21 protein-coding genes are annotated in these 25,284 nt (G+C 74.5%); 15 read left to right on the top strand and 6 right to left on the bottom strand.

What is annotated here, in order from left to right:
- Positions 1–22 precede the first annotated feature (22 nt).
- Complete coding sequence (locus tag H7H31_RS03220; protein WP_187117733.1) at positions 23–1,087, bottom strand: FecCD family ABC transporter permease; 1,065 nt, start codon at positions 1,085–1,087, stop codon at positions 23–25.
- Complete coding sequence (locus tag H7H31_RS03215; protein ID WP_187087628.1) at positions 1,084–2,142, bottom strand: FecCD family ABC transporter permease; 1,059 nt, start codon at positions 2,140–2,142, stop codon at positions 1,084–1,086. The genes H7H31_RS03220 and H7H31_RS03215 overlap by 4 nt, the downstream gene beginning before the upstream one ends.
- A 429-nt stretch (positions 2,143–2,571) precedes the next feature.
- On the opposite strand from H7H31_RS03215, the gene H7H31_RS03210 reads away from it, so the two are divergent.
- From H7H31_RS03210 to secD, 3 genes are all read left to right on the top strand, one after another.
- Positions 2,572–3,195, top strand: a complete 624-nt coding sequence (locus H7H31_RS03210; protein WP_187087627.1) for a LysE family translocator — start codon at positions 2,572–2,574, stop codon at positions 3,193–3,195.
- 275 nt (positions 3,196–3,470) lie between these two features.
- Positions 3,471–4,043 (top strand): hypothetical protein, encoded by a 573-nt coding sequence (locus tag H7H31_RS03205; RefSeq protein WP_187117732.1) that lies wholly within the window; start codon positions 3,471–3,473, stop codon positions 4,041–4,043.
- A 75-nt stretch (positions 4,044–4,118) separates the two neighbouring features.
- A complete protein-coding gene (gene secD, locus H7H31_RS03200) occupies positions 4,119–6,563 on the top strand; it encodes a protein translocase subunit SecD (protein WP_187117731.1) in 2,445 nt (814 codons plus the stop codon).
- Positions 6,564–6,683: 120 nt separating this feature from the next.
- Here secD and H7H31_RS03195 read toward each other — a convergent pair whose 3' ends face one another.
- Positions 6,684–6,884 (bottom strand): hypothetical protein, encoded by a 201-nt coding sequence (locus H7H31_RS03195; protein ID WP_187117730.1) that lies wholly within the window; start codon positions 6,882–6,884, stop codon positions 6,684–6,686.
- 738 nt (positions 6,885–7,622) lie between these two features.
- Here H7H31_RS03195 and H7H31_RS03190 point away from each other — a divergent pair.
- From H7H31_RS03190 to H7H31_RS03165, 6 genes are all read left to right on the top strand, one after another.
- Positions 7,623–9,281, top strand: a complete 1,659-nt coding sequence (locus H7H31_RS03190; protein ID WP_187061687.1) for a catalase — start codon at positions 7,623–7,625, stop codon at positions 9,279–9,281.
- Positions 9,282–9,659: 378 nt separating this feature from the next.
- Entirely contained in the window at positions 9,660–10,862 is a 1,203-nt protein-coding gene (locus H7H31_RS03185; protein ID WP_187061686.1) for a hypothetical protein, read from the top strand.
- 14 nt (positions 10,863–10,876) lie between these two features.
- A complete protein-coding gene (locus H7H31_RS03180; RefSeq protein ID WP_187061685.1) occupies positions 10,877–11,470 on the top strand; it encodes a hemerythrin domain-containing protein in 594 nt (197 codons plus the stop codon).
- 281 nt (positions 11,471–11,751) lie between these two features.
- Positions 11,752–13,260 carry a carboxylesterase/lipase family protein gene (locus H7H31_RS03175; RefSeq protein WP_187061684.1) on the top strand — a complete coding sequence of 503 codons (1,509 nt, stop codon included), beginning with the start codon at positions 11,752–11,754 and terminating at the stop codon, positions 13,258–13,260.
- Positions 13,261–13,387: 127 nt separating this feature from the next.
- Positions 13,388–14,326 (top strand): cyclase family protein, encoded by a 939-nt coding sequence (locus H7H31_RS03170; RefSeq protein ID WP_187061683.1) that lies wholly within the window; start codon positions 13,388–13,390, stop codon positions 14,324–14,326.
- Between the two features lie 200 nt (positions 14,327–14,526).
- On the top strand, positions 14,527–14,994 hold the full coding sequence (locus tag H7H31_RS03165) for a hypothetical protein (protein ID WP_232109660.1): 468 nt from the start codon (positions 14,527–14,529) through the stop codon (positions 14,992–14,994).
- 71 nt (positions 14,995–15,065) lie between these two features.
- Here H7H31_RS03165 and H7H31_RS03160 read toward each other — a convergent pair whose 3' ends face one another.
- Positions 15,066–15,269: a hypothetical protein gene (locus H7H31_RS03160; protein ID WP_232109659.1), complete on the bottom strand. Its 204-nt coding sequence runs from the start codon at positions 15,267–15,269 to the stop codon at positions 15,066–15,068.
- 6 nt (positions 15,270–15,275) lie between these two features.
- Here H7H31_RS03160 and H7H31_RS03155 point away from each other — a divergent pair, with 6 nt between their 5' ends.
- From H7H31_RS03155 to H7H31_RS03130, 6 genes are all read left to right on the top strand, one after another.
- Entirely contained in the window at positions 15,276–15,422 is a 147-nt protein-coding gene (locus H7H31_RS03155) for a hypothetical protein (RefSeq protein WP_232109658.1), read from the top strand.
- A gap of 170 nt (positions 15,423–15,592) precedes the next feature.
- Positions 15,593–16,057: a hypothetical protein gene (locus tag H7H31_RS03150; protein WP_187061682.1), complete on the top strand. Its 465-nt coding sequence runs from the start codon at positions 15,593–15,595 to the stop codon at positions 16,055–16,057.
- Positions 16,058–16,111: 54 nt separating this feature from the next.
- Complete coding sequence (locus H7H31_RS03145; protein WP_232109657.1) at positions 16,112–16,753, top strand: SMI1/KNR4 family protein; 642 nt, start codon at positions 16,112–16,114, stop codon at positions 16,751–16,753.
- A gap of 214 nt (positions 16,754–16,967) precedes the next feature.
- Complete coding sequence (locus H7H31_RS03140; protein ID WP_187117729.1) at positions 16,968–18,635, top strand: hydantoinase/oxoprolinase N-terminal domain-containing protein; 1,668 nt, start codon at positions 16,968–16,970, stop codon at positions 18,633–18,635.
- Positions 18,632–19,738 carry a DUF917 domain-containing protein gene (locus H7H31_RS03135; protein WP_187060845.1) on the top strand — a complete coding sequence of 369 codons (1,107 nt, stop codon included), beginning with the start codon at positions 18,632–18,634 and terminating at the stop codon, positions 19,736–19,738. The genes H7H31_RS03140 and H7H31_RS03135 overlap by 4 nt, the downstream gene beginning before the upstream one ends.
- Positions 19,735–21,474, top strand: a complete 1,740-nt coding sequence (locus H7H31_RS03130; protein ID WP_187060844.1) for a helix-turn-helix domain-containing protein — start codon at positions 19,735–19,737, stop codon at positions 21,472–21,474. Before H7H31_RS03135 ends, H7H31_RS03130 begins: the two co-directional genes overlap by 4 nt.
- On the opposite strand, the gene H7H31_RS03125 is transcribed toward H7H31_RS03130, so the two are convergent.
- Complete coding sequence (locus H7H31_RS03125; protein ID WP_187060843.1) at positions 21,431–23,107, bottom strand: hydantoinase B/oxoprolinase family protein; 1,677 nt, start codon at positions 23,105–23,107, stop codon at positions 21,431–21,433. The two genes, H7H31_RS03130 and H7H31_RS03125, sit on opposite strands and share 44 nt — an antisense overlap.
- Positions 23,107–25,149, bottom strand: a complete 2,043-nt coding sequence (locus H7H31_RS03120; RefSeq protein ID WP_187060842.1) for a hydantoinase/oxoprolinase family protein — start codon at positions 25,147–25,149, stop codon at positions 23,107–23,109. The genes H7H31_RS03125 and H7H31_RS03120 overlap by 1 nt, the downstream gene beginning before the upstream one ends.
- Positions 25,150–25,284 lie beyond the last annotated feature (135 nt).

The raw sequence follows: 25,284 nt of genomic DNA, 5'->3' as shown, positions 1-25,284 counted from the left end.
TGAGCTTCGCCATTGCCGCTTGTCATGATCTGAGGTTCGCCCGTACGAGCAGGTAGACGAGGAACGGGCCGCCGATCGCGGCGGTGACCACGCCCACCGGGAGCGAGATCGGCAGGGCCGTGCGCGCGACCAGGTCGGCTCCGATCAGCAGCAGCGCGCCCACCAGGCCGGAGGCCACCATCGGCGGCGTCGGGCAGCGCGCCAGCCGCATCGCCACCTGGGGCGCCACCAGCGCGACGAACGGGACCGGTCCCGCCGCGCTCACCGCGGCGGCGGCCAACAGGACCGCGCACAACATCAGGACGGCCCGCACCCGCCCGTACCGCACGCCCAGGCCGGCGGCGACCTCGTCGCCCAGGTGCATCGGCTTGAACTGGAAGGCGACCGCGGCCACGACGACGCACAGCACGAGCGTGCACCACAGCGCCACCCGCACCTCGCTCCAGGAGCGGTTGTCCAACGAGCCGACCAACCACGCCTGGGCCTTGGCCACGTCCCTGATGTCTGCCGAGGCGAGCAGCCAGGTCGTCACCGCCTCCATGACGGCGCTCACCGAGATGCCGATGAGGATGAGCCGGAGGCCGTCGATCCCGCGCCGCCAGGCCAGGAAGTACACGAGCAGCCCGGTGCCGAGGCCGCCGGCGAGCGCCGCCGCCGACAGGCCGACCGAGCTGACGACCGCGGCCGTGGTGCCGCCGGAGACCGTCACCAGGAACACCGCGACCGCGCTGGCCCCGCCGGTGATGCCCAGCACGTCCGGGCTGGCGAGCGGGTTGCGCGCGAGTGACTGGAGGATCGCCCCGGAGACCCCCAGCGCGATCCCCACCACGACCCCGGCCAGGGCGCGCGGCATGCGCAGGTCCATGACCACGAACTCGTCGATCTGTTCGCCCCGACCGAAGACGGTGGCGATCACCCGGGGGAGGCTGATGGCGAAGTCCCCGACGCTGATGGACAGGCAGAACAGCAGGAACGTCGCCGCCGCCAGCACCAGCGTCACCAGTACGAGCCAGGGCCGCCACACGAACGAGAGGGGGCCGAGCCGCACGCCCGGCGCCACCGATGTCTTCACGTCTGCCGCGTTCATGCGCTCTTGAACTTCCCTCGCCACACCAACACCGCGAAGAACGGGGCGCCGAGGAGGGCGACCACCACCCCCGCGTCCAACTCGCCCGGCCGTACCACCAGGCGCCCCACGATGTCGCAGACCAGCAGGACGACGGCGCCGAGCACACCCGCGTACGGCACCAGCCAGCGGTAGTCCGGGCCGGTCAGGTACCGCGCCACGTGGGCCACCATCAGGCCGAGGAACGCGATGGGTCCGCACGCCGCCGTGGCCGCCCCCGCGAGCAGGGTGATGGCCACGATGCCGAGGGTCCGGCTCGCCGCGATGTTCACCCCGAGCCCCCGCGCCACGTCCTCACCCAGGTTGAGCAGGTTGAGGGCGGGCAGGGTGATCGCCGCCAGCACCAGGCCGGCGGCCACGCACCCGGCCACCGGCCAGATGACGTCGAATCCGACGCCGGCCACCGAGCCCGAGTTCCAGAACCGCAGCGCGTTCAGCGACGTCTGGTCGGACAGCGCGATGCCCGTGGTCATCGCGGTGAGGAAGACGGTGATGCCCTGTCCGGCCAGGACGAGTGTCAGGGGGTTGCCCGCCCCGCGGCCGATGCTCGCCAGGCCGAAGACGATGACGCCGGCGACCGCCGCCCCGGCGAAGGCGAACCAGACGTACTGGAGCGGGTCGGTGAACCCGAACACCGCGATCACCGTCACCACCGCGAACGAGGCGCCGGCGTTCACCCCCAGCAGGCCCGTGTCGGCGATGGGGTTGCGCGTGTACCCCTGGATCAGCGCCCCGCCCACCCCCAGCGCGAGACCCGCCACGACCGCGAGCACCGTCCGGGGGACCCGCACGGTGCGCATGATGAGCCTGATCTCGGTGAGCCGCTGATCGGCGTCGGGCGACCCGAACAGCCCGTGCCAGACCTCGGCGGGACTGAGCGCGCGTGCGCCGACCGCCAACGAGAGCCCCGCGGCGACGACGAGGACCACCACCAGCGCGCCCAGGCCCACGCTCCGCCGTCGGCGGGCGGCCGTGAGGCCGCTGGGAGCGGGGCGCTCCACTGTCGTCGTGCTCATGTCGAGGTTCGTCGTTCCTTCGGTCTGCCGGGCCCCGCCAGTTGGGCGCCCGCCGCCCTGACCGGGCGGGGACACGCCACCGTTCGCGCGCTGGCCCGCCCGGCGAAGCCGTGCGGAGTGGGCCCGTGTTCAGCCCGCCACCCGCGAGAGGGCAGGGGGAACGAGCACGCCGACGGGGCGAGCCAACTAAACTTAGGCGAGCCTAAGCGAGTGGCGCAATACTGTCGACCGCCGGCCCGAATGACCCCTCCGGGCCGGTGGGGCCCCGAGCGGGCCTAGAGCGCGTGGGCATCGGAGCGCGCGGGCTCCGGGCGCGCCGGGCCACAGGCGCCCCGGGGGCGTACCCGCCAACGACCGGCGAAGACCCGCAGTAGTGTCACCCCTGACGGACGCCGCCGAGTTGCCGGGCCATCAAGGGAGCGCCTGCCCATGAGCGTTGAGTTCTTCATCACCGCGTTGATCATCGTGGTCTCGCCGGGAACCGGAGCGGTGTACACCGTCGGCACGGGCCTGACGCGCGGATTCCGCATGTCGGTCGTGGCGGCCTTCGGCTGCACCCTCGGGATCGTCCCGCACCTGGCCGCGGCCATCGCGGGGCTCGCCGCCGTGCTGCACACCAGCGCGCTGGCCTTCGAGAGCTTCAAGTGGGCCGGCGTCGGCTACCTGCTCTTCCTCGCCTGGCAGACGCTGCGCGAGAAGGGGGCGATGAAGATCGACACGGACGGCGGGGGCTCGTCGAAGGAGAACTCGGCGGCGCGCGTCACCTGGACCGCCATTCTGATCAACTTCCTCAACCCGAAGCTGTCCATGTTCTTCCTGGCGTTCCTGCCCCAGTTCGTCCCGGCCGACAGCGACAACTCCCTGCCGCACATGCTGGCGCTCTCGGCCGTCTTCATGGTCATGACGTTCGTCGTCTTCGTGATCTACGGCGCCTTCGCCGCGACCGTACGCGACCACATCGTCTCCCGCCCCACGGTGCTGGCCTGGATGCGGCGCACCTTCGCCGCGGCCTTCGTCGGCCTGGGCCTGCAACTGGCCCTCGCCAGCCGCTGACCCCGCCACCCCGCGCGCCCACCTCGGGAGCCGGCCGCGCGGGGCGGTCCCCGGTGCCAGAGCGGCCGGGGGCCGTGGTAGCGCCCCCGCCGTCCGGCGGCGGGCTAACCTAGCGCCCAGGCCCGACCAGCGCGGCCGGGCCGATGGCCGCCCGGATCGCCGCGGCGTTGACCTGGTGGGGCCGCGACGGCAGCCTCGTCAGCCCGCGTGCGTTCGCCGTCCCCGGGCCCGTGGCAACGCGACGACCGGGTGGGCCCGACGGAAGGGGAGGCGGCATGGCACGGCGTACGGCAGCCGTCTCGCGCCGCCCGGTGGGCGCCGGCGCGGACCGGGCGCGGGCGCTGAGGGCGGCCGTCGTCGCCGTCCTCGTCGGCGTCCTGGGCCTGCTGTCGTCGGCCTCCCAGCCCGCGTATGCCTCCGCCGCGCTGTCGCCCGCGTCCTTCACGACGCAGGCCGCCGCCGCGACGGGCTCACCCGGCGCGGTCGAGACCCCCGCGCCACGCGGCGCCACCAACCCAGGCGCTACCAACCCGGGTGGCCCCGCCCCCGCTGGCCCCACCGCCGGGTCGGCCTCCGTGGGGCGCGACGCGGACCAGACCCGCGGGCCGGAGCCGGAGGTGCGGGGGTCGCACGGCCGGCCCGGCGGCACCTGGCCACGGCTGTACGCGGACCACTCCGGCACCCGGCACACCGTGGCGCCCCCGGGCGCCACGCTGCTGCCCGTGCCGGTGGTGTTCACCCCGCCCGTCGGCTGGCGTGCGCCGCCGACGGCGCCGTACACCGCCCCCGACACGCGCCACCTCACTCCCTACTCCGGACGGGCACCGCCGCCGCCACTCGGCAGCTGACCCTTTCCCCTTTCCTTTCCGCGCCGCCTCGCGCGGCCGCGGCATGCCTGCCGGAGGCATCCTTTGACGCGCTCCATGCGAGTGCGGGCCCTGCTCGCCCTCGCCATCGTCGCTTTGTCGCTTTATATCGCCGTGACCGTGCCCGCCCGTCTCGGCCTCGACCTACGGGGTGGCACGCAGATCGTGCTCGAAACCCGTGACACACCCACCGCAACGGCCGACTCCGAGGCCACCGACCGGACGTTGGAGGTACTGCGCCGCCGCGTGGACGCGCTCGGCATCACCGAACCCACCCTCACCCGCTCCGGCGACCAACGCATCATCGTCGAGTTGCCCGGCGTGCAGGACCCGCGCGAGGCCGCCGACGTCCTGGGCCGCACCGCCCAACTCGCCTTCCACCCCGTACTCGGCGAGGCGCCACCCGACACCGTGGACCGGCCGGGCAAGAAGGGCGAATCAGGTAAGCCAGGTGAGCCGGGTGAGCCGGGTGAGTCAGGTAAGCCGGACAAGGCGAGCAAGCCGGACAAGGCGAGCAAGGCGGGGCAGGCCGAGGAGGCGGGCAGGAGCGGGCGTGAGCTGGTGTTGCCCGACGAGGAGGGCAGGCCGCTGCGGCTGGGCCCGTCGTCGCTGAACGGGGGCGAGGTCGCCGAGGCCGAGGCGCGCATCGAACCGCAGCAGGGCCTCGGTTGGTTCGTCAGCGTCGACTTCCACAAGGGTGGGAAGGGCAAGTGGGCCGACCTGACCGGCGAGGCCGCCTGCGCCGCTCCGGGTGACCCCGTCCGCCGGGTGGCGATCGTGCTGGACGACGAGGTCATCTCGTCCCCGCAGGTGGACCCCGGTGTCCAGTGCGGCAAGGGCATCGCGGGGGGTTCGACCCAGATCACCGGGGACTTCGACCGTAAGGAGGCCCGCGAACTCGCGCTGCTCATCAACGGCGGCGCCCTGCCGGTGCCGGTCGAGGCCGTCGAGCAGCGCACCGTCGGCCCCACCCTGGGGGCCGCCGCCATCGAGGCGAGCGCGCGGGCGGCCATCATCGGCACCGCCCTGACCGGCCTGTTCATCATGGCGGTCTACCGCCTCCTGGGCGGCCTGGCGGTCATCGCCCTCGCTTGCTACGGAGTCATCTCCTACGCCGCCCTGGTCGGGCTGGGGGCCACCCTCACGCTGCCCGGGCTCGCCGGTTTCGTGCTGGCGATCGGCATGGCCGTGGACGCCAACGTGCTGGTCTTCGAGCGGGCCCGCGAGGAGTACGCGACCGCGACACGGCAACGCAAGACCCCGCGTTCCGCGCTGGCGGCCGGCTTCCGCGAGGCGCTGAGCGCCATCGCCGACTCCAACATCACCACGCTCATCGCCGCCGCGCTGTTGTTCCTCTTCGCCTCGGGCCCGGTCCGCGGTTTCGGCGTGACGCTGGGCATCGGCGTCCTGGCGTCCATGGTCAGCGCGCTGGTGATCACCCGCGCGCTGGCCGACCTCGCGGTGGCCCGGCGCGCGGTGCGGCGGCGGCCGGGCATCACCGGCATCGCCCACATCGGCGCGGTCCGCGCCCGCCTCACCCGGCGCGACCCGGACCTGATGGGCCGCCGGCGGCGCTGGCTCGCCGGCTCGGCCGTGGCCATGGTGCTGGCCACGGCGGGCATCCTGGTGCGCGGCCTCGACTTCGGCGTGGAGTTCACCGGGGGCCGGCTCGTGGAGTACGCGACCACCAAGCCGGTGGACGTCGACCGGGCCCGGGACGCGGTGGCCGACGTCGGCTTCCCGCGCGCCGTCGTGCAGGCGTCGGGCGACGGCGAGCTGACGGTACGTACCGGTGGGATGTCGAACGCCGAGGAAGCGCGGGTCGGCGAGGCGATCGGGGCCCTCGCGGGGGAGAAGGTGGAGAAAGTCCGCGACGAGCTCATCGGGCCCAGCATGGGCGATGAGCTGCGGCGCGGGGCGCTGATCGCCCTCGCGCTGGCGGTGGGAGCCCAGTTGCTCTACCTCGCCATCCGGTTCCGCTTCGCCCTCGGCTTCTCGGCCGTGGTGGCGATGGTGCACGACGCGCTCATCGTGGTGGGCGCCTTCGCCTGGCTCGGCAAGCCCATCGACGGGATCTTCCTGGCCGCGCTGCTGACGGTGATCGGCTACTCGGTGAACGACTCCGTCGTGATCTTCGACCGGGTCAGGCAGCTCCAGGCCAGCCACCCGGAGCAGCCGTACGCGCGCACGACCAACACCGCGCTGGTCCAGACGGTGCCACGGACCGTCAACACGGGCATGGGCGCCCTGTGCATCCTGGCCACGCTCGCCCTGGTGGGCGGCGACTCGCTGACCGACTTCGCCCTCGCGCTGTTGATCGGCGTGGCCGTCGGCACGTACTCCTCGATGTTCACCGCGGCCCCCCTCGCGGTGGAACTCCAGGCGCGCGGCCTGTCCACCTCCCGCACGCCCGGCGGCGACGGGAAGACCGGCGACCGCGAGCCCGCCGACGCCGCCAAGGCGCCGACCCGCACCCGACCGGGCGCCGGCCTGCCGCGCTGAGACCGGCGCGGGACGCGCCCGACGGCGCGGCTGCCGTGGCATGAGGCCGGCGTCCGCGCGCCATCCGTGGCGCGCGGACGCCGGCCTCCGCGCGGACGCGCGGCGCGGTCGGCGGGCGCGTCAGTCGGTGTCCTTGGGGCGTTCGCCCTTGGGGCTCCGGCCCCGCTCGGTGCGCGGGCCACGGCTGCGGTACTCGGGGTCCTGTCGCAGGGTCTCGTTGGCCGCCTCGTTGGCGTCCTGGTCGGAGATCCCCGACCGCTCCGCGTCCTTGCGCAGCCTCGCCCGCCGGGTGTCGTACTTCTTGCTTCCAGGTTCCGGCACGACGACCACCTCCGGCCCCCGGGTGCCCTCGCCGGTCAGGGGACGAACGACGCGTGTCGGGCCGTCCGGACGCCGTCTGGGCGAGGCCGGTCGAGACCAGCAGGCCACCCGTCGTCCGCTGGAGCCACCGGTCTACTTCGGCCGGCGCTTTTCGGATGCGTTGGCCGGCGCGTCCGGCCACCCCGGGTACCCCGCTCACCGCCCTCACCCCGCGCCCGGCGCCACCGCCGTGACCCGATTGCGGCACGCGGCCCACGCCGCCGCGCCGTTACGAGGCCGCGCGGCCGGGCCGCTGCCGGCGCGCCGCGACCGCGTCCCCGGCGCCCGCCAGCGCCCCGCGCACCGCCACCTGCCGCGCCCGCCCCCACCCGCCGTGATCGCAGGTGGCGGCCCGTTTCGCCGGCCGCGACGGGCCCGTACCCCCGCCTCCCGATCGCGCGGCCCCCGGCGCCCGCGCCCGCCGGTTCCGTCCTCCGCCGGCCGTGCGACCGCCTCCGCCCGCCCCCCGGTCGGGCCATCGGCGCGGCGTCCTCGGAATGCGGACCCCGGCCCGCTGACGCAGCCTTGCGGTAAGCCCAGGGCCGGGTGCCGGCCTCCTGCGCGCGCGGGCAGGCGCGTGGGCTCACATCCGCTGCGCGATCGCGGACGAAGTGGGTACTGGAACGGAACCACCGTGCCCGTACGCCGTCCGGCACGCGGGCGTACGGGCGCACGGACACTCGCCGAGGAGCCAATGGCATGACCGACGTTTCCAGCTTGGGTTCACCCGAGGACGACCCCCAGACGGTACTCACCGACCGGCAGGGCCACCCGATCTACGACAACCAGAACCAGCGCACGGTGGGCGCCCGCGGCCCGGCCACCCTGGAGAACTACCACTTCCTGGAGAAGATCAGCCACTTCGACCGGGAGCGCATCCCGGAGCGCGTCGTGCACGCCCGGGGCGTGACCTCCTACGGCTACTTCGAGGCGTACGGGGCCTGGGGTGACGAGCCGATCAGCCAGTACACCCGGGCCAAGCTGTTCCAGGAGCGCGGCAAGCGCACCGACGTGGCCGTGCGGTTCTCCACGGTCATCGGCGGCCGCGACTCGTCGGAGGCGGCCCGCGACCCGCGCGGCTTCGCCGTGAAGTTCTACACCGAGGACGGCAACTGGGACCTGGTCGGCAACAACCTCGGCGTCTTCTTCATCCGGGACGCCGTGAAGTTCCCCGACGTCATCCACGCCCTCAAGCCCGACCCGGTCTCCCACGAGCAGAAGCCCGCCCGCATCTTCGACTTCATGTCGCAGACGCCGGAGAGCATGCACATGCTGGTCAACCTGTTCAGCCCGCGCGGCATCCCGGCGGACTACCGGCACATGCAGGGCTTCGGGGTGAACACCTACAAGTGGATCGACGCCGAGGGGCAGTCCGTTCTCGTCAAGTACCACTGGATGCCCAAGCAGGGCGTGCGCAGCATGACCGAGGAGGACGCGGCGAACGTCCAGGCGGGCGAGCTGGGCCACGCCACGAAGGATCTGTACGAGGCCATCCGCCGGGGCGAGTACCCCGAGTGGGAACTGCTCGTGCAGATGATGGCCGACGGCGACCACCCCGAGCTGGACTTCGACCCGCTGGACGACACCAAGACCTGGCCGGAACAGGACTTCCCACCCAAGCCCGTCGGCCGCCTGGTGCTCGACCGCACGGTCGACAACTACTACGCGGAGAACGAGCAGATCGCCTTCGGCACCGGCGTCCTCGTCGATGGCCTCGACTTCTCCGACGACAAGATGCTCGTCGGCCGGACGTTCTCCTACAGCGACACCCAGCGCTACCGGGTGGGCCCCAACTACCTGCAACTCCCGGTCAACCAGGCCAAGAACACGGAGGTGCGCACCAACCAGCGCGACGGGTTCATGGCCTACGACAACCGCGCGGCCAACGCGAACCCCGAGGTCAACTACGAGCCGTCGATCACCGGCGGACTGCACGAGGCCCAGTACCCCACCCACGACGACCAGGGCCCGGAGATCAGGGGTCGGCTGACCCGCAAGCGCATCCCGCTGGCCAACGACTACCAGCAGGCCGGCCAGCGCTACCTGTTGCTGGAGGACTGGGAGCGCGACGACCTGGTCACCAACTTCGTCAACCTCATCTCCCAGTGCGACCGCCGGGTGCAGGAACGCATGGTCTGGCACTTCCTGCTGGTCGAGAACGACCTCGGCCTCCGGGTGGGCAAGGGCCTGGGCATCGGGCCCTCCGACGTGACCCACCTGGAACCGCTGCCCGGCCAGAGCCTGACGGACGAGGACCGCGAACGCCTGAGCCGGCTGGGTGAGAACCCGCCGCGCGACGTGTCCGGGCTCACCATGACCCACTGCGTCCCCGACGAGCGCTACGTCGTCACCCGGTAACCACCCACCGGCCGCCGCTCCCGCCCCGTGCCGCGACGGGGCGGGCCAGCGGCGTCAGGCCGCACGGCCGGGGCGACCCGGCCAGGCCGGCCGCCCGGGGCACGTCCGCGCCGGACCGCGCCCCGGGGGCCGGCCACCGGTGCCAGGGCCGCCCACCGCGCGCTCGGCGGCCCCACCCCGGGCCGACGGCGGCGGCAGCCGTCGGCCAGGCGGGGACGCGGGCCGGTCGAGTGACGTCGACGTGGCCCGAGGGCATGGCAGCGAGCCCGGGTGGTCGGCCAGACCGAGGATGGCCCGGCGTCCCCCCACACTCCGCCGGTTCCGCCGGGCATTCGCGGGTACTTCGGAGATTCCGCCCCACACCACGAGGAGATCCAGGTGCCGTTCAACCCGTTGGAGCATCGAGGAATCCCGCTGGACCGCCAGGTCAGAAGCTGGCGCGAGCTAAACGTCGAACCGATCGACCCGGACCACTGCGACCCGTACACCCGCTGCCGCGTCATCACCATGAACGGCATCGAGGTCGAGGCCATCATGTTCAGCCACCAGTTGGCCCGCCACACGAAGGACCCCGAGGTCAAGCGGCAACTGGCACGGACGCGCTACGTCGAGGCACAGCAGCAGAAGGCGGTCAACTGGCTGCTCCCCGGGGTGTCGTCGGTGTTGGAGACGACGATCGCCTACGAGCAGGTGGCCGTGGACCTGACGGCCTGGGTGGCACGCATGGAGCCCGACCCGTACCTGAAGCAGGCGTACCAGTTCGGCGTGCTGGAGGACTTCGACCACCTGTACCGGTACGCGAACCTGTACGAGATGATCGAGCACCGCAAGGCCGAGGCGATCGTCGACGGCCTCACGGAGGTCATGCCGGGCCGGCCCACCCGGCTCCACCACCGCAACCCGGTGGACAACGTCCGCGACCCCTACGACCGCACGCGCACCGACCCGCTCTCCAAGCTGCACGCGCTGACGATCCTCTCCGCCGAGCAGCAGACGATGAACTTCTACATGAACACCGGCCCCACCTACATGGAGCCGATCGCCCGACAGCTCTACCAGGAGATCGGGCTCATCGAGGAGGAGCACGTCACGCACTACGAGTCGCTGGTCGACCCGGGGGAGACGTGGTGGGAGCAGCTCGTCAACCACGAGTACAACGAGTGCTACCTGTACTACTCCTTCATGGAGCAGGAGAGCGACCCGAAGGTCAAGGCGCTGTGGGAGCTGCACCTGAACATGGAACTGGAGCACCTGCACATCGCCTGCGACCTGATGCGTCGCCACGACAACCGCGACCCGGCCGAGGTGCTGGCCCCCGAGCTGCCCAACGTGCTCACCTTCGAGCCGAACAAGGGCTACCTGCGGGAACTGCTCGCCACCCAGATCGACCTCACCACCCTGGGCGCCGGGTACGTCCGTGAGGCACACGAGCGGTTCGAGGAGATGCAGGCACGGATCCACGGGGGCGAGGCCGCGCCGAGCGACCGGGTCATGGACCAGCACCAGGAGGTGTTCGGCCGCCAGTACCGCCTGGAGACCGAGGGCGAGCACCCGGTCGCCGCACTGCCCGAGAACCAGTGAGGGGCGATCCCGCCATGACACACACCCACACACCACACGCCGGCGACGACAACGCCGCCGACACCGACGTGGTGACGCTCCTCATGCGTCAGCACGGCGATATCCGCAACCTCTTCGACGAGGTCGAGGCGTCGACCGGCGATGACCGCAAGGACGCCTTCCGGCGCCTGGTACGCCTGCTCGCCGTGCACGAGACGGCCGAGGAGGAGGTGGTCCACCCCTTCGCCCGCCGCGCCTTCCCCGGCGCCGAGGAGGTCGTCGACGAGCGCCTGGCCGAGGAGCACAAGGCCAAGGAGAGCCTGGCGGCCCTGGAGGACCTGGACACCGAGGACCCGGAGTTCCTCCCCCGGCTGCGCGTGCTCCGCGAGAGCGTCCAGACCCACGCCAGGGCCGAGGAACGGTACGAGTTCACCCACATCCGCCGCAGCGCCGACACTGCGCGCCTGGCCTCCATGGCCAAGGGCGTCAAGGCGGCCGAGGCCATGGCCCCGACCCGCCCGCACCCCGGCGTCGAGTCCCGAGCGGCCAACATGGCCCTCGGGCCCGTCGCGGCCCTGATGGACCGCACGAAGGACGCCGTACGCAAGGCCATGGGCAAGGACGGCTGACCCGAGCGCCGGCTTCGCGGTGGCGCCACGCCAGGCTCGGACGGCGGGGCGCCACCGCGAAGCCCACCGCGGCGCGCCCACGGGGCCGCGCGGTCGCCGGGGCGACCCACGGCGGCCCGACCCACGGCGGCCCGGCGCTCGGCCCACGTGCCGGCCCGCGCTCCGGCGTACGGGCCGGGCGCCCGGGCATGTGCCCTGGTCAGCGGCGTAAATGTGTTGCCCGTCGGCGAGCGCGTGGTGAGGATGGCGGGGAAAGCACCAGTCTCCTCCGTGAGGGCCCCATGGACGTCATCCCCACCACCGCAGGTTCGGTACGCGGACGCCGGAAGGGAGGGGTCGCGGCCTTCGCGGGCATCCCGTACGCGGCGCCGCCGTTCGGGCCGCGCCGGCTGCGGCCACCCCAGCCACCCGAACCGTGGTCGGACGTGCGCGACGCGTTCGCCCCCGGCCCGTCCGCACCCCAGCCCGGCTACCACCCCGCGCTGGTCGGCCTTTTGGGGGAGGCGGGGGAGGTGGGCGAGGACTGTCTGAGCCTCAACGTGTGGACGCCGTCCCCGGGCCGGGCCGAGGGCGGGCTGCCGGTCATGGTCTGGGTGCACGGCGGCGCGTTCCGCAACGGCGCCGGCTCGCTGCCCAGCTACGACGGAGCGCGGCTCGCCGCCGACGGCGTCGTCTGCGTCACCCTCAACTACCGGCTCGGCGCCGAGGGGTTCCTGCTGCTGCCCGACGGCACGAGCAACCTGGGCCTGCTTGACCAGATCGCCGCGCTGGAGTGGGTCCGGGACAACATCGCCGGTTTCGGCGGCGACCCCGACAACGTCACCGTCTTCGGCCAGTCCGCCGGTGCCATCAGCATCACCGCCCTCCTGACCATGCCCCGGGCCCGCGGGCTGTTCCGCCGCGTGATCACGCAGAGCGGCGCCGGCCACCACAGCCACCCGGAACACATCGCCCGGCGCGTCACCGAGCGGCTGGCCGCCCTGGCCGGCGTGGCGCCGACGCGCGAGGCGCTGGCCGCCGTGCCGCCCGAGCGCCTCGTCGCCGCCGACGCCGCCCTCAGCCGGGAGATCGCGCAGGACACGGACCCGGCGCGGTGGGGCGAGTCGGCGGGCGGCGGCACCACCGTGCTGCCCGTGGTGGACGGGGCGACCCTCCCCAAGCGGCCGATCGACGCCATCGCCGCCGGCGCGGGCCGCGACGTCGACGTGCTCACCGGAACGACCTCCGATGAGTTCCGGCTCTTCCTCGTCCCGCTGGGGATCCAGTCGCGCATCACGGACGAGGTGCTGCACGGCTTCCTCGCCGGTTTCGGCCTCGACCCCGACCAGGCCCGCGCCGTCTACGCCGCCGCCCGGCCCGGGGCCTCGCCCGGTGACCTGTTCTCGGCCGCCATGACCGACCACGCCTACCGCGTCCCCGCCGTCCGCGTCGCCGAGGCCCGCGCCGCCTCGGGAGCGGAGACCTTCGTGTACGAGTTCACCCGGCCGTCCCCCGCCATGGACGGCGCGCTCGGGGCGTGCCACATGGCGGAGATCGGTTTCGTCTTCGGCAACCTCACCGACCCGCTCGTCGGGCCCGACGCCCCGCGCGACCTCTGTGACCGGATGCGCGCGGCGTGGATCTCCTTCGCCCGCACCGGCCGCCCCGACGCCGTGACCAGCGGCGACGCGGCGCCGACCTGGCCCGCGTACGGCGAGCGGCGGTCGGTCATGCTCCTGGGCGACGCCGCGCCCGCCGTGTGCGACGACCCCGCCGCGGACGCGCGCGAACTCTGGGCGGGCCGGCGCTGAAAGAGGGAGCCACGGCAGGGCGAGGCGGTGGGCGCCCTCGCGCCCACCGCCCCCGGACGCGGTCGGTGCGGCGGCGAGCACCGGAAACACGCTTGTCCGCGCGCCGCCCCGCACGGAGGATCGGATCATGGATGAGAGCGCTGAGCAGTGGCGAGTACGGTTCGACGCCGAAGTGTCCTTCGGTAACGGGGGCGGCCTCCAGACGCGGGGTTTCCTGTTGGACGTCCCGGCGCCGGACATCGACGACCGGGCACTGGCTGACCTGTTCGTCCGCGAACTCGGCCTGCTGATGGTGGCCGAGGTGCGGATCAGCGGACGCGAGGCGGTGCGCGAGCCGCACCGGGGGCTGCGGACCGCGGCCGACGCGCGCGGGGCCACGGGCGCGGGCCGGGCAGGGGAGCGCCGGTTCGTGGAACTCAGCCACACCGTCCGGCACGGCATGACCACCTACCCCGGCCTGCCGGGACCCGAGATCGGCGACCACCTCTCGCGGCGGGCGTCGCGCGACCACTACGCGCCCGGAACCGAGTTCGCCATCGGCCGCATCACGATGGTCTCCAACACCGGCACCTATCTCGACAGCCCGTTCCACCGCTTCCCCGACGGCCCCGACCTCGCCGGCCTGCCGCTGGAGAAGCTGGCCGACCTGGACGGGGTGGTCGTGCGGGTGACGGGCCACGAAGGGCGCGCGCTGGGCCGCGAGTCGCTGCTGCCGCACGACGTCGCGGGCCGGGCCGTGCTGATCCACACCGGCTGGGCGCGGCACTGGGGCACCGAGGAGTACGGGGGCGGCCACCCGTTCCTCACCGCGGCAGCCGCCGACTGGCTGGTCGAACAGGGGGCCGCCCTCGTCGGCATCGACTCCCTCAACATCGACGACACGGACGACGGCGCCCGCCCCGCGCACACCGCGCTGCTGGCGGCCGGCATCCCCATCGTGGAGCACCTGCGCGGACTGGAGCACCTGCCTCCGCGCGGCTTCCGCTTCCACGCCGTGCCGCCGCCCGTCGAGGGCATGGGCACCTTCCCGGTACGCGCCTACGCCCTGCTCGACGCGGACCGCTGACCCGACCCGGGCCACGGCGGGCCCTCGCACCGGGGCCCGCCCGCCGCCCTCCCGAGGCCCCGGTGCCCGATCCCCCTGAATCCCCCGAATCCGCACCCGTGCCGCGCGTCGTGCCGTACGGTCGGGGGACGTCGAGGACGGCATCGGCCCGGGGCCCGGAGGGCGCGGTTCCCCGCACGGTGCTGGAAGGAGGGACGGTCGTGGCGGACCAGGAGGACCCGCACGAGGTGGCGTTGGCGCGCTACCGGCTCTACGTGGACACGCTCCGCGCCCGCATGCCCAAGGAACAGTTCGACCTCCTCATGGAGGTGATCCGGATGTGGGCCGAGCACGGTGGCGGCACCATCCGGCTCAGCCTGGACGGCCCGGAGAAGGAACTGTTCACCCAGGCCATGCAGCAGGAGTTGCTCAACCTCATGGGGCTGATCGGGGCGCTCGAACCCGGCCACGAGGACCGCGCCGACCACGTGGTGGCCCAGCTCGGAGACGGCGAACACGCCAAGGGTGCCATGTCGTTGGTGCCCCCCGACATCGCCGCGGACCCCGAACGCCTGCGCGCCATGCGCGACCGCCTCGACGCCCAGCAGCGCCAGCGCGCCCTTGACCAGCGGGAAGTGGAGAACATCGCCCGCGCCTCGGGCATGCCGACGACCACGGACGACACCTGACGGCGGGGCGCGGGGTCCGGCCGTGAGGGCCGGCATCCGTCACACCGCGCGGCCCGGCCGGGAGGGCGCGGTCACCGCGCCCAGGGAAGCGGAATCTTCTCGTCGCCGCCCGGCACCGTGGCCTGGCCGCCGACGGCCATGGCGACCAGGGCCTGCGCCGGGCCGCCGACGGTCCTCAGCCGCCGCACCGCGCCGGCGCCGAGGACGAGCGCCTGGCCCGCCCCGACCTGTTCGGTCCTGCCCTCCACCTCGGCCTCGAACAGGCGCGGGAACATCTGACGGTGGCCGGAAGGATCCTGCACGAGCAGGAAGCGCAACTGACCGAGCGGCTGCACGAGGTGGGCCTGCGCGTTCCGCGCGCCGAACTCGCGGCCATCATCCGGATCATGGCGGGCGACTCGGTCCCGCCCCTGCGTCCCATCTGGTGACGGCCGCGCGGCGGTCGGCACGCCTTCACGCCAACCGCCCCGTCCCGCCGCCCCAGGCCCGTACGATGCGGACGACGCACCACCGCGCGGCGGACACGGCCCGAGGGACGCCCCCACCCGGGCGGTGACGCGGTGTCGGAAGCGCTGGACCACATGGTTGAGGAGCTGTCGTGAGACGACCCACCGCCCGCGTGACCGGAAGCGTGCCCTTCCGTTGGCTCTTCGTCCTGATCACCACCGCGCTGCTCACGGTGTCGGCGAGCGGTTGCGGCGCCCTGGCGGACGAGCCCGCCGACTCCGGGGGACTCGTCTCCCTGCACCGGGAGGGTGGCTACGCGGGCCACTGGGACCAGGTCACCGTGTACGACGACGGCACCCTGCGCACCGAGCACCAGGGCGCCCGCGGCGGCCAGGGCCGGCTCACCGGCCCGGAACTGAGCCGGCTGCGGGCCCTGCTGCGCGAGGTCGGGTTCGCCGACCTGCCGCGGCGCAGCGTCAGCGAGATCGGCGGCGACCGGTACGTGTACCGGCTCACGCATGATGGACACACCATCACCACCGACCAGTCCCGGAAGCTCGGTGCCGTGGACGAGGTCATCGACCTGCTCAGCCCCCGGCTGGCCAGGGGCCGGTGACGGGCGCCCGGGGCTGACCCCCCTCGTTGGGTGGGCGTGGGGGAGGATGCCGTGGTGACTGACGGGATGAGCAACCACCGGAACACCGCGGCGGCCTGGGGCCGTCTCACCGCCTGGCTCAAGGCGCACGCCCCGCTCTCGTACGCGTCGCTGCTCCCGCCCGCCCCGGAGCGGGCCATCGAGGCCGCCGACGCCCAACTGCGACGGCACGCGGACTTCGGGCTGCCCGCGGAGCTGGCCGAGCTGTGGCGGCTGTGCGGTGGTGTGGAGCACCAGTACATCGAGGCCAACGAGGAGGAGGGCGAGGTCGGTTCGGGGGCCTTCCTGCCGGGTGGGATCCTGCTCGGCCCGACGGAGGCGCTCGGGCCGCGACTGCCCGAGGTCGGCCGTCGCGACGTGTGGGGCGCCCCGGTGGTGCCGTGGCTGACCCGCGACGAGGCAGGCCCGGAGTCCGGGCACTACGTGGGCGCGGCCGGCGTCGGCTCCTGGGCGCTCCCCGACGACCTGGGCTTCGGGCCGCCCAGCTACCCGTCGATCGCCGGCTACCTCGACGCCGTGCACCGCACGCTCACCGAGGGGCCGGCCGACGCGATGGGCCCGGACGTGCCCGGCCTGGTGTGGGGCTGCCTCATCTGGGACGACCCCGAGGCGCCGCTGCTCGACGACGCGCTGGAGCACTGGCGGCCCCTCCACTGACGCGGGGACGGACCCGGGCCCGCGCGGCCGGCGCGGGCCCGGTCGCGGACGCCGGCCTTCGCGGCGTACTCGGCGACGTACCAGGTCAGCCCCGCACCGAAAGGTACGATCGCCCGCACCGGGTGGGACGGCGGGGAGCGGAAACGGGCAGGGAGAGGCGGCGCGCGGCGGCATGCGAGTGGGAGCCAGGTGGGGGCCCGACGGGTGTTCCGCCGTGCTGCTCAGCGGCTCCCGGGTGCTGGCCGCCGCGCGGGCACCGGGGCGCGGGCGAGCGGCCTTGACCCGGGTGTTGGCCGAGGTGTGCGGCGCGCACGCCGCGGCCGTACGGCACGTCACCTTCGACGTCGGGCCCGCCCTGCTGGCGGCGGTGCGGGAGCCGGCCGACGGTCCTGGGCACGGGTCGGGCGAGGGCGCCGCGCGCACCGTTCCGGTGGTCGCGGTCCGGATCGCGCCCCGGCCGGCCCGGCATCCCGCCCTGGCCCGGCACCCGTCGGCGCCGATCGCCGGGCTGGTGGCGCGCTCGGTCACCCTGCCGGGCGGCCACGACCTGCTGGGGCGCGAGCTGGCCGCGCTGGACGAGGCGCGGGTCGGGGAGCTGGCGCGTGAGCTGGCCGCGACCGGTGCGCGCGCCGTCGCCGTCGCCGGCTGCGGATCGCTGGCCGCGCCGGCCCACGAACGGACGGTCGGCGAGCGGCTGCTGGCGGCCGTCCCGGGCCTGCGGATCTCGCTCTCCCACGAGTTCGGCGGCCAGGACCTGGCGGGCCGGGAGGCGTCGGCCGTGCTCAACGCGGCGCTCGCCGACGTCGCCGAGGAAGTGCTGGACGCCTGCGAGGCCGCCGCCGGCCGGGTCGTCCCGCGGGCCCAGCACGGCGTCGCGCGCGGGGACGGCGGTCGCACCCCGCTGGCCAGGGCGCGGACGCTGCCGGTCGTGGCCGTGGGCGCGGCCGAGGCCGCGGCGCTGTTGGGCGCGGCGCGCCTGGCGGGACGTGAGCGGTGCCGGGTACTGCTGCCGGGACCGGAGGGCGCGCTGCTCGGCGAGGTACGCAACGGGGTGCCGCTGGTGCGGCCGGGGCGGGTGCCCGGCTGGGGCGTGCGTCTTTCGGTGCCGATGGCGATCCTCTCCGCGAAGGGCACGGCCCTGGACGGGGCCGGCGGCGGTGCCGACAGCGCCGATGCCGGTGCCGAGGCCGGTGACGGTGACGGTGACGGGGGCGAGCCACCGCTGGTGGTGGTCGCCGCCGGGAACGGGCATCCCGCGCGTCCCGCCCCGGCCGCCGGTCCCGATGCCGCGACCGGGCCGGTCTCCGACGCCGGCGCCGCGACCGGGCCGGTCTCCGGCCTCGATCCGAGGGCCGGCCACCGGGTGGCGTGGCGCGACGGGCGGGTGTCGTTGTCGCCGCCGGCCGACCTGGCGCTGATCGGGACCGCGCTGTGTCCGCCGATGGCCTGGGTCGACGAGGTCGTACAGGTCAAGGACGCCCGCGAGTTGGCGGCGGTGCGGCGGGACGCGGAGGAGCGCACCATCGCGATGGTCACCGCGCAGGGCGCGGCGCCGGGCAGCGCGCGGCTGGTGGAGACCACCGTGGTCGCGCTGCCGTTCAGCCCGGCCGGCACCATGCGGGTCCACCTGCGGGCCGTCGGTGACGCCGAGCCGTGGACCGCCGACGAGGCCGCCGCTCCCGACGCCGCCCGCGACGCCGCCCCAGACGGGTCCGGAGCCGGTGACGAGCGGGTGGCGGGCCGATCAGGCGTAGGCGGCCAGCGGGCGCGCGAGGCGCGGGAGGCGGGGGAGGCGGGAGTGGCCCGCCGGGCGGGGGAGGGGCGTGGCGCGCGGGCCGCCGAGGGCGCGCACGGTGGCCGGCGCCCGCGGGGGTCCCGGTGACGGCGCGCGGGGCGGGGCCGGTGCGGGCCATCGGCGCCGAGGACGTGCCCACGCTGTGGGCTGGCGCGCAGTTCTACGCCCCCGCCTTCGGCGAAGACGGCGCCGAGGGGCTACGGGAGTGGGTGACCGCGCTGCTGGCCGAGCACGGCCCCGTCCCGCTGGTACGGGCCGAGGCCCTGCCGCCCGACACCCGGTGCGCCGCGCTCGGCCTGGTCGGCTCGGGCACGGCGCTGGCCGAACTGCCGCCCGTCGGGGACGAGTTCACCACGGCGCTCAGCGGGATCGAACGGCGGCTCGGCCAGCGGGTCGAGGCCGTGTTCCCGCTCGCCGCCGCCGCCCTGAACGCCCTGACGCCGCTGGTGGCGGCCTGCCTGCGCGGGCTGCCGCTGATCGACAGCGACGGCATGGGGCGGGTCTTTCCGCTGGTGCAGTACACCTCGCTGCATCTGGCTGGCCTGCCGGTCGGCCCGGTGTGCGCGGCGGGGCCGGCCGGCGAGAGCCTGACCGTGGAGGCGGCGTCCGCCGACCGGGTGGAGACGATGCTGCGGGCCCAGGTGCACCTGATGGGCGGTTGGGCGGCCACCGCCAGCTACCCGTGCGCCGCCGCCGAGCTGCGCCGCGCGGGCCTGCACGGCACGGTCTCCCGGCTGCTGGCCGCGGGCCGTGTCCTGCTCGCGGGGGGCCCGGTGGACCGGGTGGTCAGCCAGTTGTCGGCCGTCACCGGCTGCCGCAGCGTGGGGCGGGGCCGGGTGGTCGAGGTCGAGCAGCTCACCCGGCCGATGGAGTGGGCCCAGCCCGCGCACGCCTCGACGGTGCTGGTGGCCGAGTCCGGCGGGGCCGGGCGGCTGCTCCAACTGGAGTTGCAGAACGACATCCTGCTGGTCCTCGCCGACGGCGCGCTGACGGCGGCCGTACCGGACGTGATCTGCTTGCTGGACGCCGTACGGGGCGGCGTCGTCGGCCTGGACAGCCTGGGCGGTGGTGAGGTGGTGGAGGTGTTGGTGATGCCGGCGGCGCCGGTCTGGTACTCCCCGGCGGGGCTCGCGTTGGCGGGCCCGCGCGCCTTCGGCCTGCCGGTCGAGCACCCCCGGGTGGCCCGGTGAGGGCGCACCCCACCGGCCCGCGGGCCCGGCTGACCGTGGCCGAGATGCTGACGGTGGGCGCGCTGCGCGGCGCCGAGGAGGTGTTCCTGGCCGACGGCGGTGGCCCCGTGGAGCACCTGGTGCTGGCCGGGGAGCTGCCGAGGCTGCGCGAGCTGGCGCCGGACACCGTGGTGGTGCTGCACGGCGAGGCGGCGAGCGGGGGTTGGTCGCTGGCCAGCGCCCTGCACATGGCCTGGGAGCGCCATGCCGCGGCGGTGGTCACCCCACGGGTCGCGCTCAGCCGCTCCGCCGCGCTGTTGGCGCGGCGGCTGGGCATCACCGTGCTCGCCGTCGACCGGGACCCGGTGGAGGTGGCGCTGGCCCTGGCCGCCGAGGTGGCGCGGCCCGAGGCGGAACGCGCCCGCCGGGTGGCCGCCTGCGCCGAACTGCTGGCGCGCGAGTCCACGGTGCGCGGCGTGCTGAGCGTGTTGAACGCCGAGTTGGCGGGCGTTCCGGTGGCCCTGCTCGTGGACGGCGGGCTCGTCGCCGGTCGCGCCGCCGCCCTGCGGCCCGGCCGTGGCCGTACCGACGTACGGGTGGACGTTCCCGGGCCGGGCGGGCGGCGCTGGGCCGAGCTGGTGGCCGCCGTGCCCGAGCCGTCGGACGGCTACGCCGAGTACGTGCCCACACTGCTGCGGCTGGCGCGGGCCCCGCTGCTGGCGGCGTCGGCCCGCGGGCGTATCGAGACGGCCCGGCGGACCGCCCGGGAGCAGGCGGCGTTCCGGCTGCTGCGGGAGAGCGCCGAGCACGGGCGGTCGGTGGACGGGGAGCCGCCGTCCGCCGGCGCGGCGCCGCCCGACCGGGAGCCGCCGGTGTGGACCAGCGAGCTGGGGTGGCGCGTCGAGGGGGTCAACATGGCGGTGTGGATCGCCGACCCCGCCGGCGCCCAGGGCTCGCCGGCACCGGAGCGGACCACGATGGTGCGCGCTGCGTGGGCCGAGCGACTGCCGGACCTGCCGCTCGTCGCCGACCAGGGCGGCTGGCTGAGCTGGTGGAACCAGCCGCGCGGCGCACCGGGCGGCGGGCCGCCGAAGCGGCTGCGCGCCCTCGTCGGCGACGTGGCCCGCGCGCACGGCGCGGCGGTCGGCGTCGGCTCGCCGCTGCCGGGCGCCGCCGGGCTGCTGCGCTCGCTGCGCGAGGCCCGGTTGGCCGCGGGCGCCGCGGCGGCCGACGGGCCGGGTGGGGTACGGGAGTTCGGCGACGCGGGGGTGGCCGCCGCGCTGGCCGCGCTGCCGGTGGACCGCCTGGTGGCCGTCGCCGACCTGGTGTTCCCGGCCCTGGCGGGTGTCCGCGACCGGGAGCAGATCGTACGGACCGTGCTGGCCGTGCTTGACCACGGCGGCTCGCTGCACCAGGCCGCGACGCGGCTCGGGGTGCACCGCAACACGGTGCTGGCCCGGTTGAAGCGGGCGCAGGAACTGGGCCTGGCCTACGACGACCCGGCCGGCCGCTCGCCGTGCACGTGCTGTGCCACGCGCTGGCGGCCGACGGGCCGGGCGACGCCCGGCAGTCGGAGGCGCCGCCGCCCGCCACCGGGCCGGGCCAGGCTCGGTAGCCGGCCGGCCAGCCGGGCCGTGTGGCGGCGGGGTGGGCGCCCGACGGCGGGGGTCACCGCTGTGCCGCGCGCCCGCCCCGCGCGGGCCGGGTGGGGTGTCAGTCGCCGACGCCGTACTGGCGCAGCGCCGCCTCGGGGCTGACGTACCGGTCGGCGACGTCGGCGCGTACCGCCTCCGCGTCCCGCTCGGCCGGGTCGCCGAAGCCGCCTCCGCCGCCGGTGGCGCACCGTACGACGTCGCCCTGGGCCAGCCTCAGGCCGTTGGCCTTGAGCAGCCGGCGCTCGTCGGGGCGGCCCGGGTTGATGACGACGTCGGGGCCGATCGCGTCGGCGCCGCCGAACAGGCCCCAGGCGGGCTGCCGGGAGCGCTCGAACCACAGCGACACGGTGCAGTCGGCCAGCGCCTCGTACTCGCGGACGACGCCGTTGCCGCCGCGCCAGCGGCCGGCGCCGCCGCTGTCCGGCCGCATGCCGTAGGAGGTGACGCGGAACGGGTAGCGGGTCTCGAAGACCTCGATCGGCACGTCCTTGAGGGAGCCGTTGACGTTGTTGATGAGCGCGCTCTCGCCGTCCGAGCCGCGCCAGGCCCCCCAACCGCCCAGCGTGGCCTCCAGGCTGACGTACTCCCGGGCGACGCGCGGGTCGAAGCCCGCGAGCAGCACGATCATCGAGTCGCCGTGGCTGGCCGCCGCGACGCGCTCGGGCACGGCCGGCGCCAGCGCGCGGCCCACCATGTCGATGAGCAACCCGAGGTGCGAGAAGTACCACTGGCAGGCGGCGGGGGCCTTGGCGCCGAGCACCGAGCCCTCCCGCACCTGGGTGGTCATGGTGCGGAACGAGCCGCCGTTGCCGGGCACGTCCGGGCTCACGAGCAGCTTGTAGCCGACCCGCAGCGCCGAGACGGCCTGCGAGACGCCGCAGTTGACGGGGCCCGTCGTCTGGTCGGCCGAGTCGGTGACGTCGAAGTCGATGGTGTCGCCGGCCACCGTGACGCGCAGGCTGATCGGCACCGGCGTCGCCAGGTCGACGCCGTCGTTGTCGAGCACGCCCTCGGCCGTGTACACGCCGTCCGGGATGGCGGCGACCACCTCGCGCTCCAGGAGTTCGGTCTGCCGGAAGATCTCGGCGCTGGCGCCCTCCAGGGTGTCCAGGCCGAACCGGTCCACGATCTCCGTCAGCCGGGCCGAACCCATCTGGATGCAGGCGATCATCGCGTGCATGTCGCCCGTGGTGGGGTACGGGAAGCGCACGTTGGTGCTGATCGTGTCGATGATCTCGCGGACGAACTCGCCGCCCGACACCAGTTTCTGCGGGCCGAGCCGCAGCCCCTCCTGGAAGATGTTGACCGAGTCCATCGAGCCGCCGGGGTCCTTGGACCCCACGTCGATCCAGTGCGCCCGGGAGGCCGTGAAGCCGATCAGGCGGTCCTCGTGGAAGACCGGGCCGAAGATGGTGACGTCGTTGAGGTGGGTGCCGCCCAGGTAGCTGTCGTTGAGGATCCACACGTCCCCCGGCTGCCACACCTCCCGCCCGAAGCGCTCCTCGGTGGCCAGCGTGCAGGTCTCCAGGTTGCCGAGGAAGATGGGCAGCCCCGCCGACTGTCCGAGCACCTGGTGGTGGGCGTCGAGCAGCGCGACCACGCAGTCGCCGCACTCGTAGATGATGGGCGTGTACGCGGAGCGGATGAGCGTCGCGTTCATGTCCTCCGCAGCCGAGTTGAGCGCGCTGCGGATGATCTCGACGGTTACCGGGTCGACTGCCGTGGTGGTGGTCATCACTTGCCCTTCACTCGGATGATCAGTGAGCCGATCTCGTCCACGCTCACGTCGTACCCGGGCGGTACGACGCTGGTGGCGGTGGCCTCGACGATGACCGCCGGCCCCTCGAAGCGGTGCCCCGCCCGCAGGTCGTCGCGGTGTACGACGACGGACTCGGTCTCCCGGCCGCCGAAGACGACCGGGCGGGTGCGGTGCGGGAAGTTTGGCCCGTCCGCCTTCTCCAGCGGCTCGGGCTCGGCGCGACCGAGGTCGCCGAGGGCGGTGCCGCGCAGGGTGACGAACTCGATCGGCGCCCCGGGGTTGGCGTGCCCGTAGCGGCTGTGGTGCATCGCGGCGAAGCGCTCGGCCATCACCGTCCTGAAGTCCTCCCGCCGGGGCTCGGCCGCGTCGGTGAGCGGCACGGTGAGGGTGTACTCCTGGGCGGCGTAGCGGATGTCCACGGCGTGCTGGACGGTGCGCTGGTCCGCGACGACGCCCTCACCGGCCAGCGAGGCCAGGCCCTCCTCCTCCATGGCGGCGAGCCTGGCGGCCATGTCGCCGCTGTCCAGGTCCTCGTCGAGGAAGAAGTACGGCTCCGAGAAGTCCTTGCGGATCTGCGTCTGGAGCATGCCCCAGGCCGAGAACGCGCCGGGGAACCGGGGCACGATGGTCTCCGCGATGCCCAGTTCGCGGGCGAGGAAGACCGCGTGCATGGGGCCGGCGCCGCCGAAGGCGACCAGGCTGAAGTCGCGTGGCTCGGTGCCACGGGAGACGGTGATGGTGCGGATGGCCTGCGCCATCTTCGAGTTGGCGACGTCGCAGATGCCCTCGGCCATGGCGGTGGTGCCCAGGCCCAGTTCGCCGGCGAGCCGGTCGACGGCGCTGACCGCCGCCTCCTGGTCCAACGTCATCCGGCCGGCGGCGAAGCCCTCCGGATCGACCCGGCCGAGGACCAGGTTGGCGTCGGTGACGGTCGGTTCGGTGCCGCCCCGCCCGTAGCAGGCCGGCCCCGGGCTCGCGCCCGCCGACCGCGGGCCCACCCGGAGCCCGCCCGCCTCGGCGTACGCCACGGAGCCGCCGCCCGCCCCGACGGTGTGGATGTTGACCACGCTCATCAGCATCGGCAGGCCCTCCAGGCGGGCCTCGGCGGCCACGTCCGGCTCCCCGTCCACGATCAGCGACACGTCGAAGGAGGTGCCGCCCATGTCGACGCCGATGAGGTTGGGCCGGTCGGTCACCCGGGCCAGTTCGTGGGAGCCCATCGCCCCGCCGACCGGGCCCGACAGCAGCGTCTGGAGCGGGCGCCGCCGCGCGGACCGCGCGGTGAGCACGCCGCCGGACGACTGCATGACGTGCAGCGGGACGGCCAGCCCGCCCTGGCGCAGCTCCTCCTCCAGGCGGCTGAGGTACTGGCGGACCACGGGCCCGGTGTAGCTCTCGATGACGGCGGACGAGGTGCGCTCGTACTCGCGCCACTCCTTGGCCGCCTCGTGCGAGAGCGAGACCGTGAAGTCCTCGCCCAGTTCCTCGGCCACGATCTCCCGGGCCCGCAGCTCGTGCGCCGGGTTCTTGTAGCTGAACAGGAAGGCGACGGCGATCGCGCCGTGCCCCTCGCGGCGCGCCCGGCGCGCGGCCTGCCGTACGGCCTCCTCGTCCAGTGGCCGCACCTGCGAGCCGTCCTGCGCGAGCCGCCCGCCGATCGCCACCACGTCCCGGCGCGGGACCAGCGGCTCCGGCTTGCGGTAGTGCACGTCGTACAGCCGCGCCCGCGGGCCGCGGGCGATGTGGTACGTGTCCTCGGCCCCCTCGGTGGCGAGCAGCAGGACGCGCACGCCGCGCCGTTCCAGGAAGGCGTTGAGCCCCTGGGTGGTGCCGTGCACCATGAAGCTGATGTCGCCGGGGGAGGCGACGACCGACGCCAGCCCGGACAGGACGCCGCGGCTGAGGTCGTCCGGTGTCGTGGACGCCTTGGTCGCGGCGAACCTGCCGGTCTCCTCGTCGTAGGTGACGACATCGGTGAACGTTCCTCCGATGTCCATGGACACGCGGTAGCGGGTCATGAACCCTCCTTGAGTGCGGAACCTGCTCCGCAAGCTAGAAGGTGCCTCGCACGCCGCCCTGTGCCCGCCGCACAGTCGGCCGGGCTCCGCCCGTGCTCTCCGCACCCCCCGCGGCGGACGCTCGCACGGGTGTCC

This window comes from Streptomyces buecherae (genome assembly GCF_014295035.1).
Taxonomy (GTDB): domain Bacteria; phylum Actinomycetota; class Actinomycetes; order Streptomycetales; family Streptomycetaceae; genus Streptomyces; species Streptomyces youssoufiensis.
The sequence above is the reverse complement of the archived record's forward strand: the minus strand, read 5'-3'. Positions and strand labels throughout refer to the sequence as shown.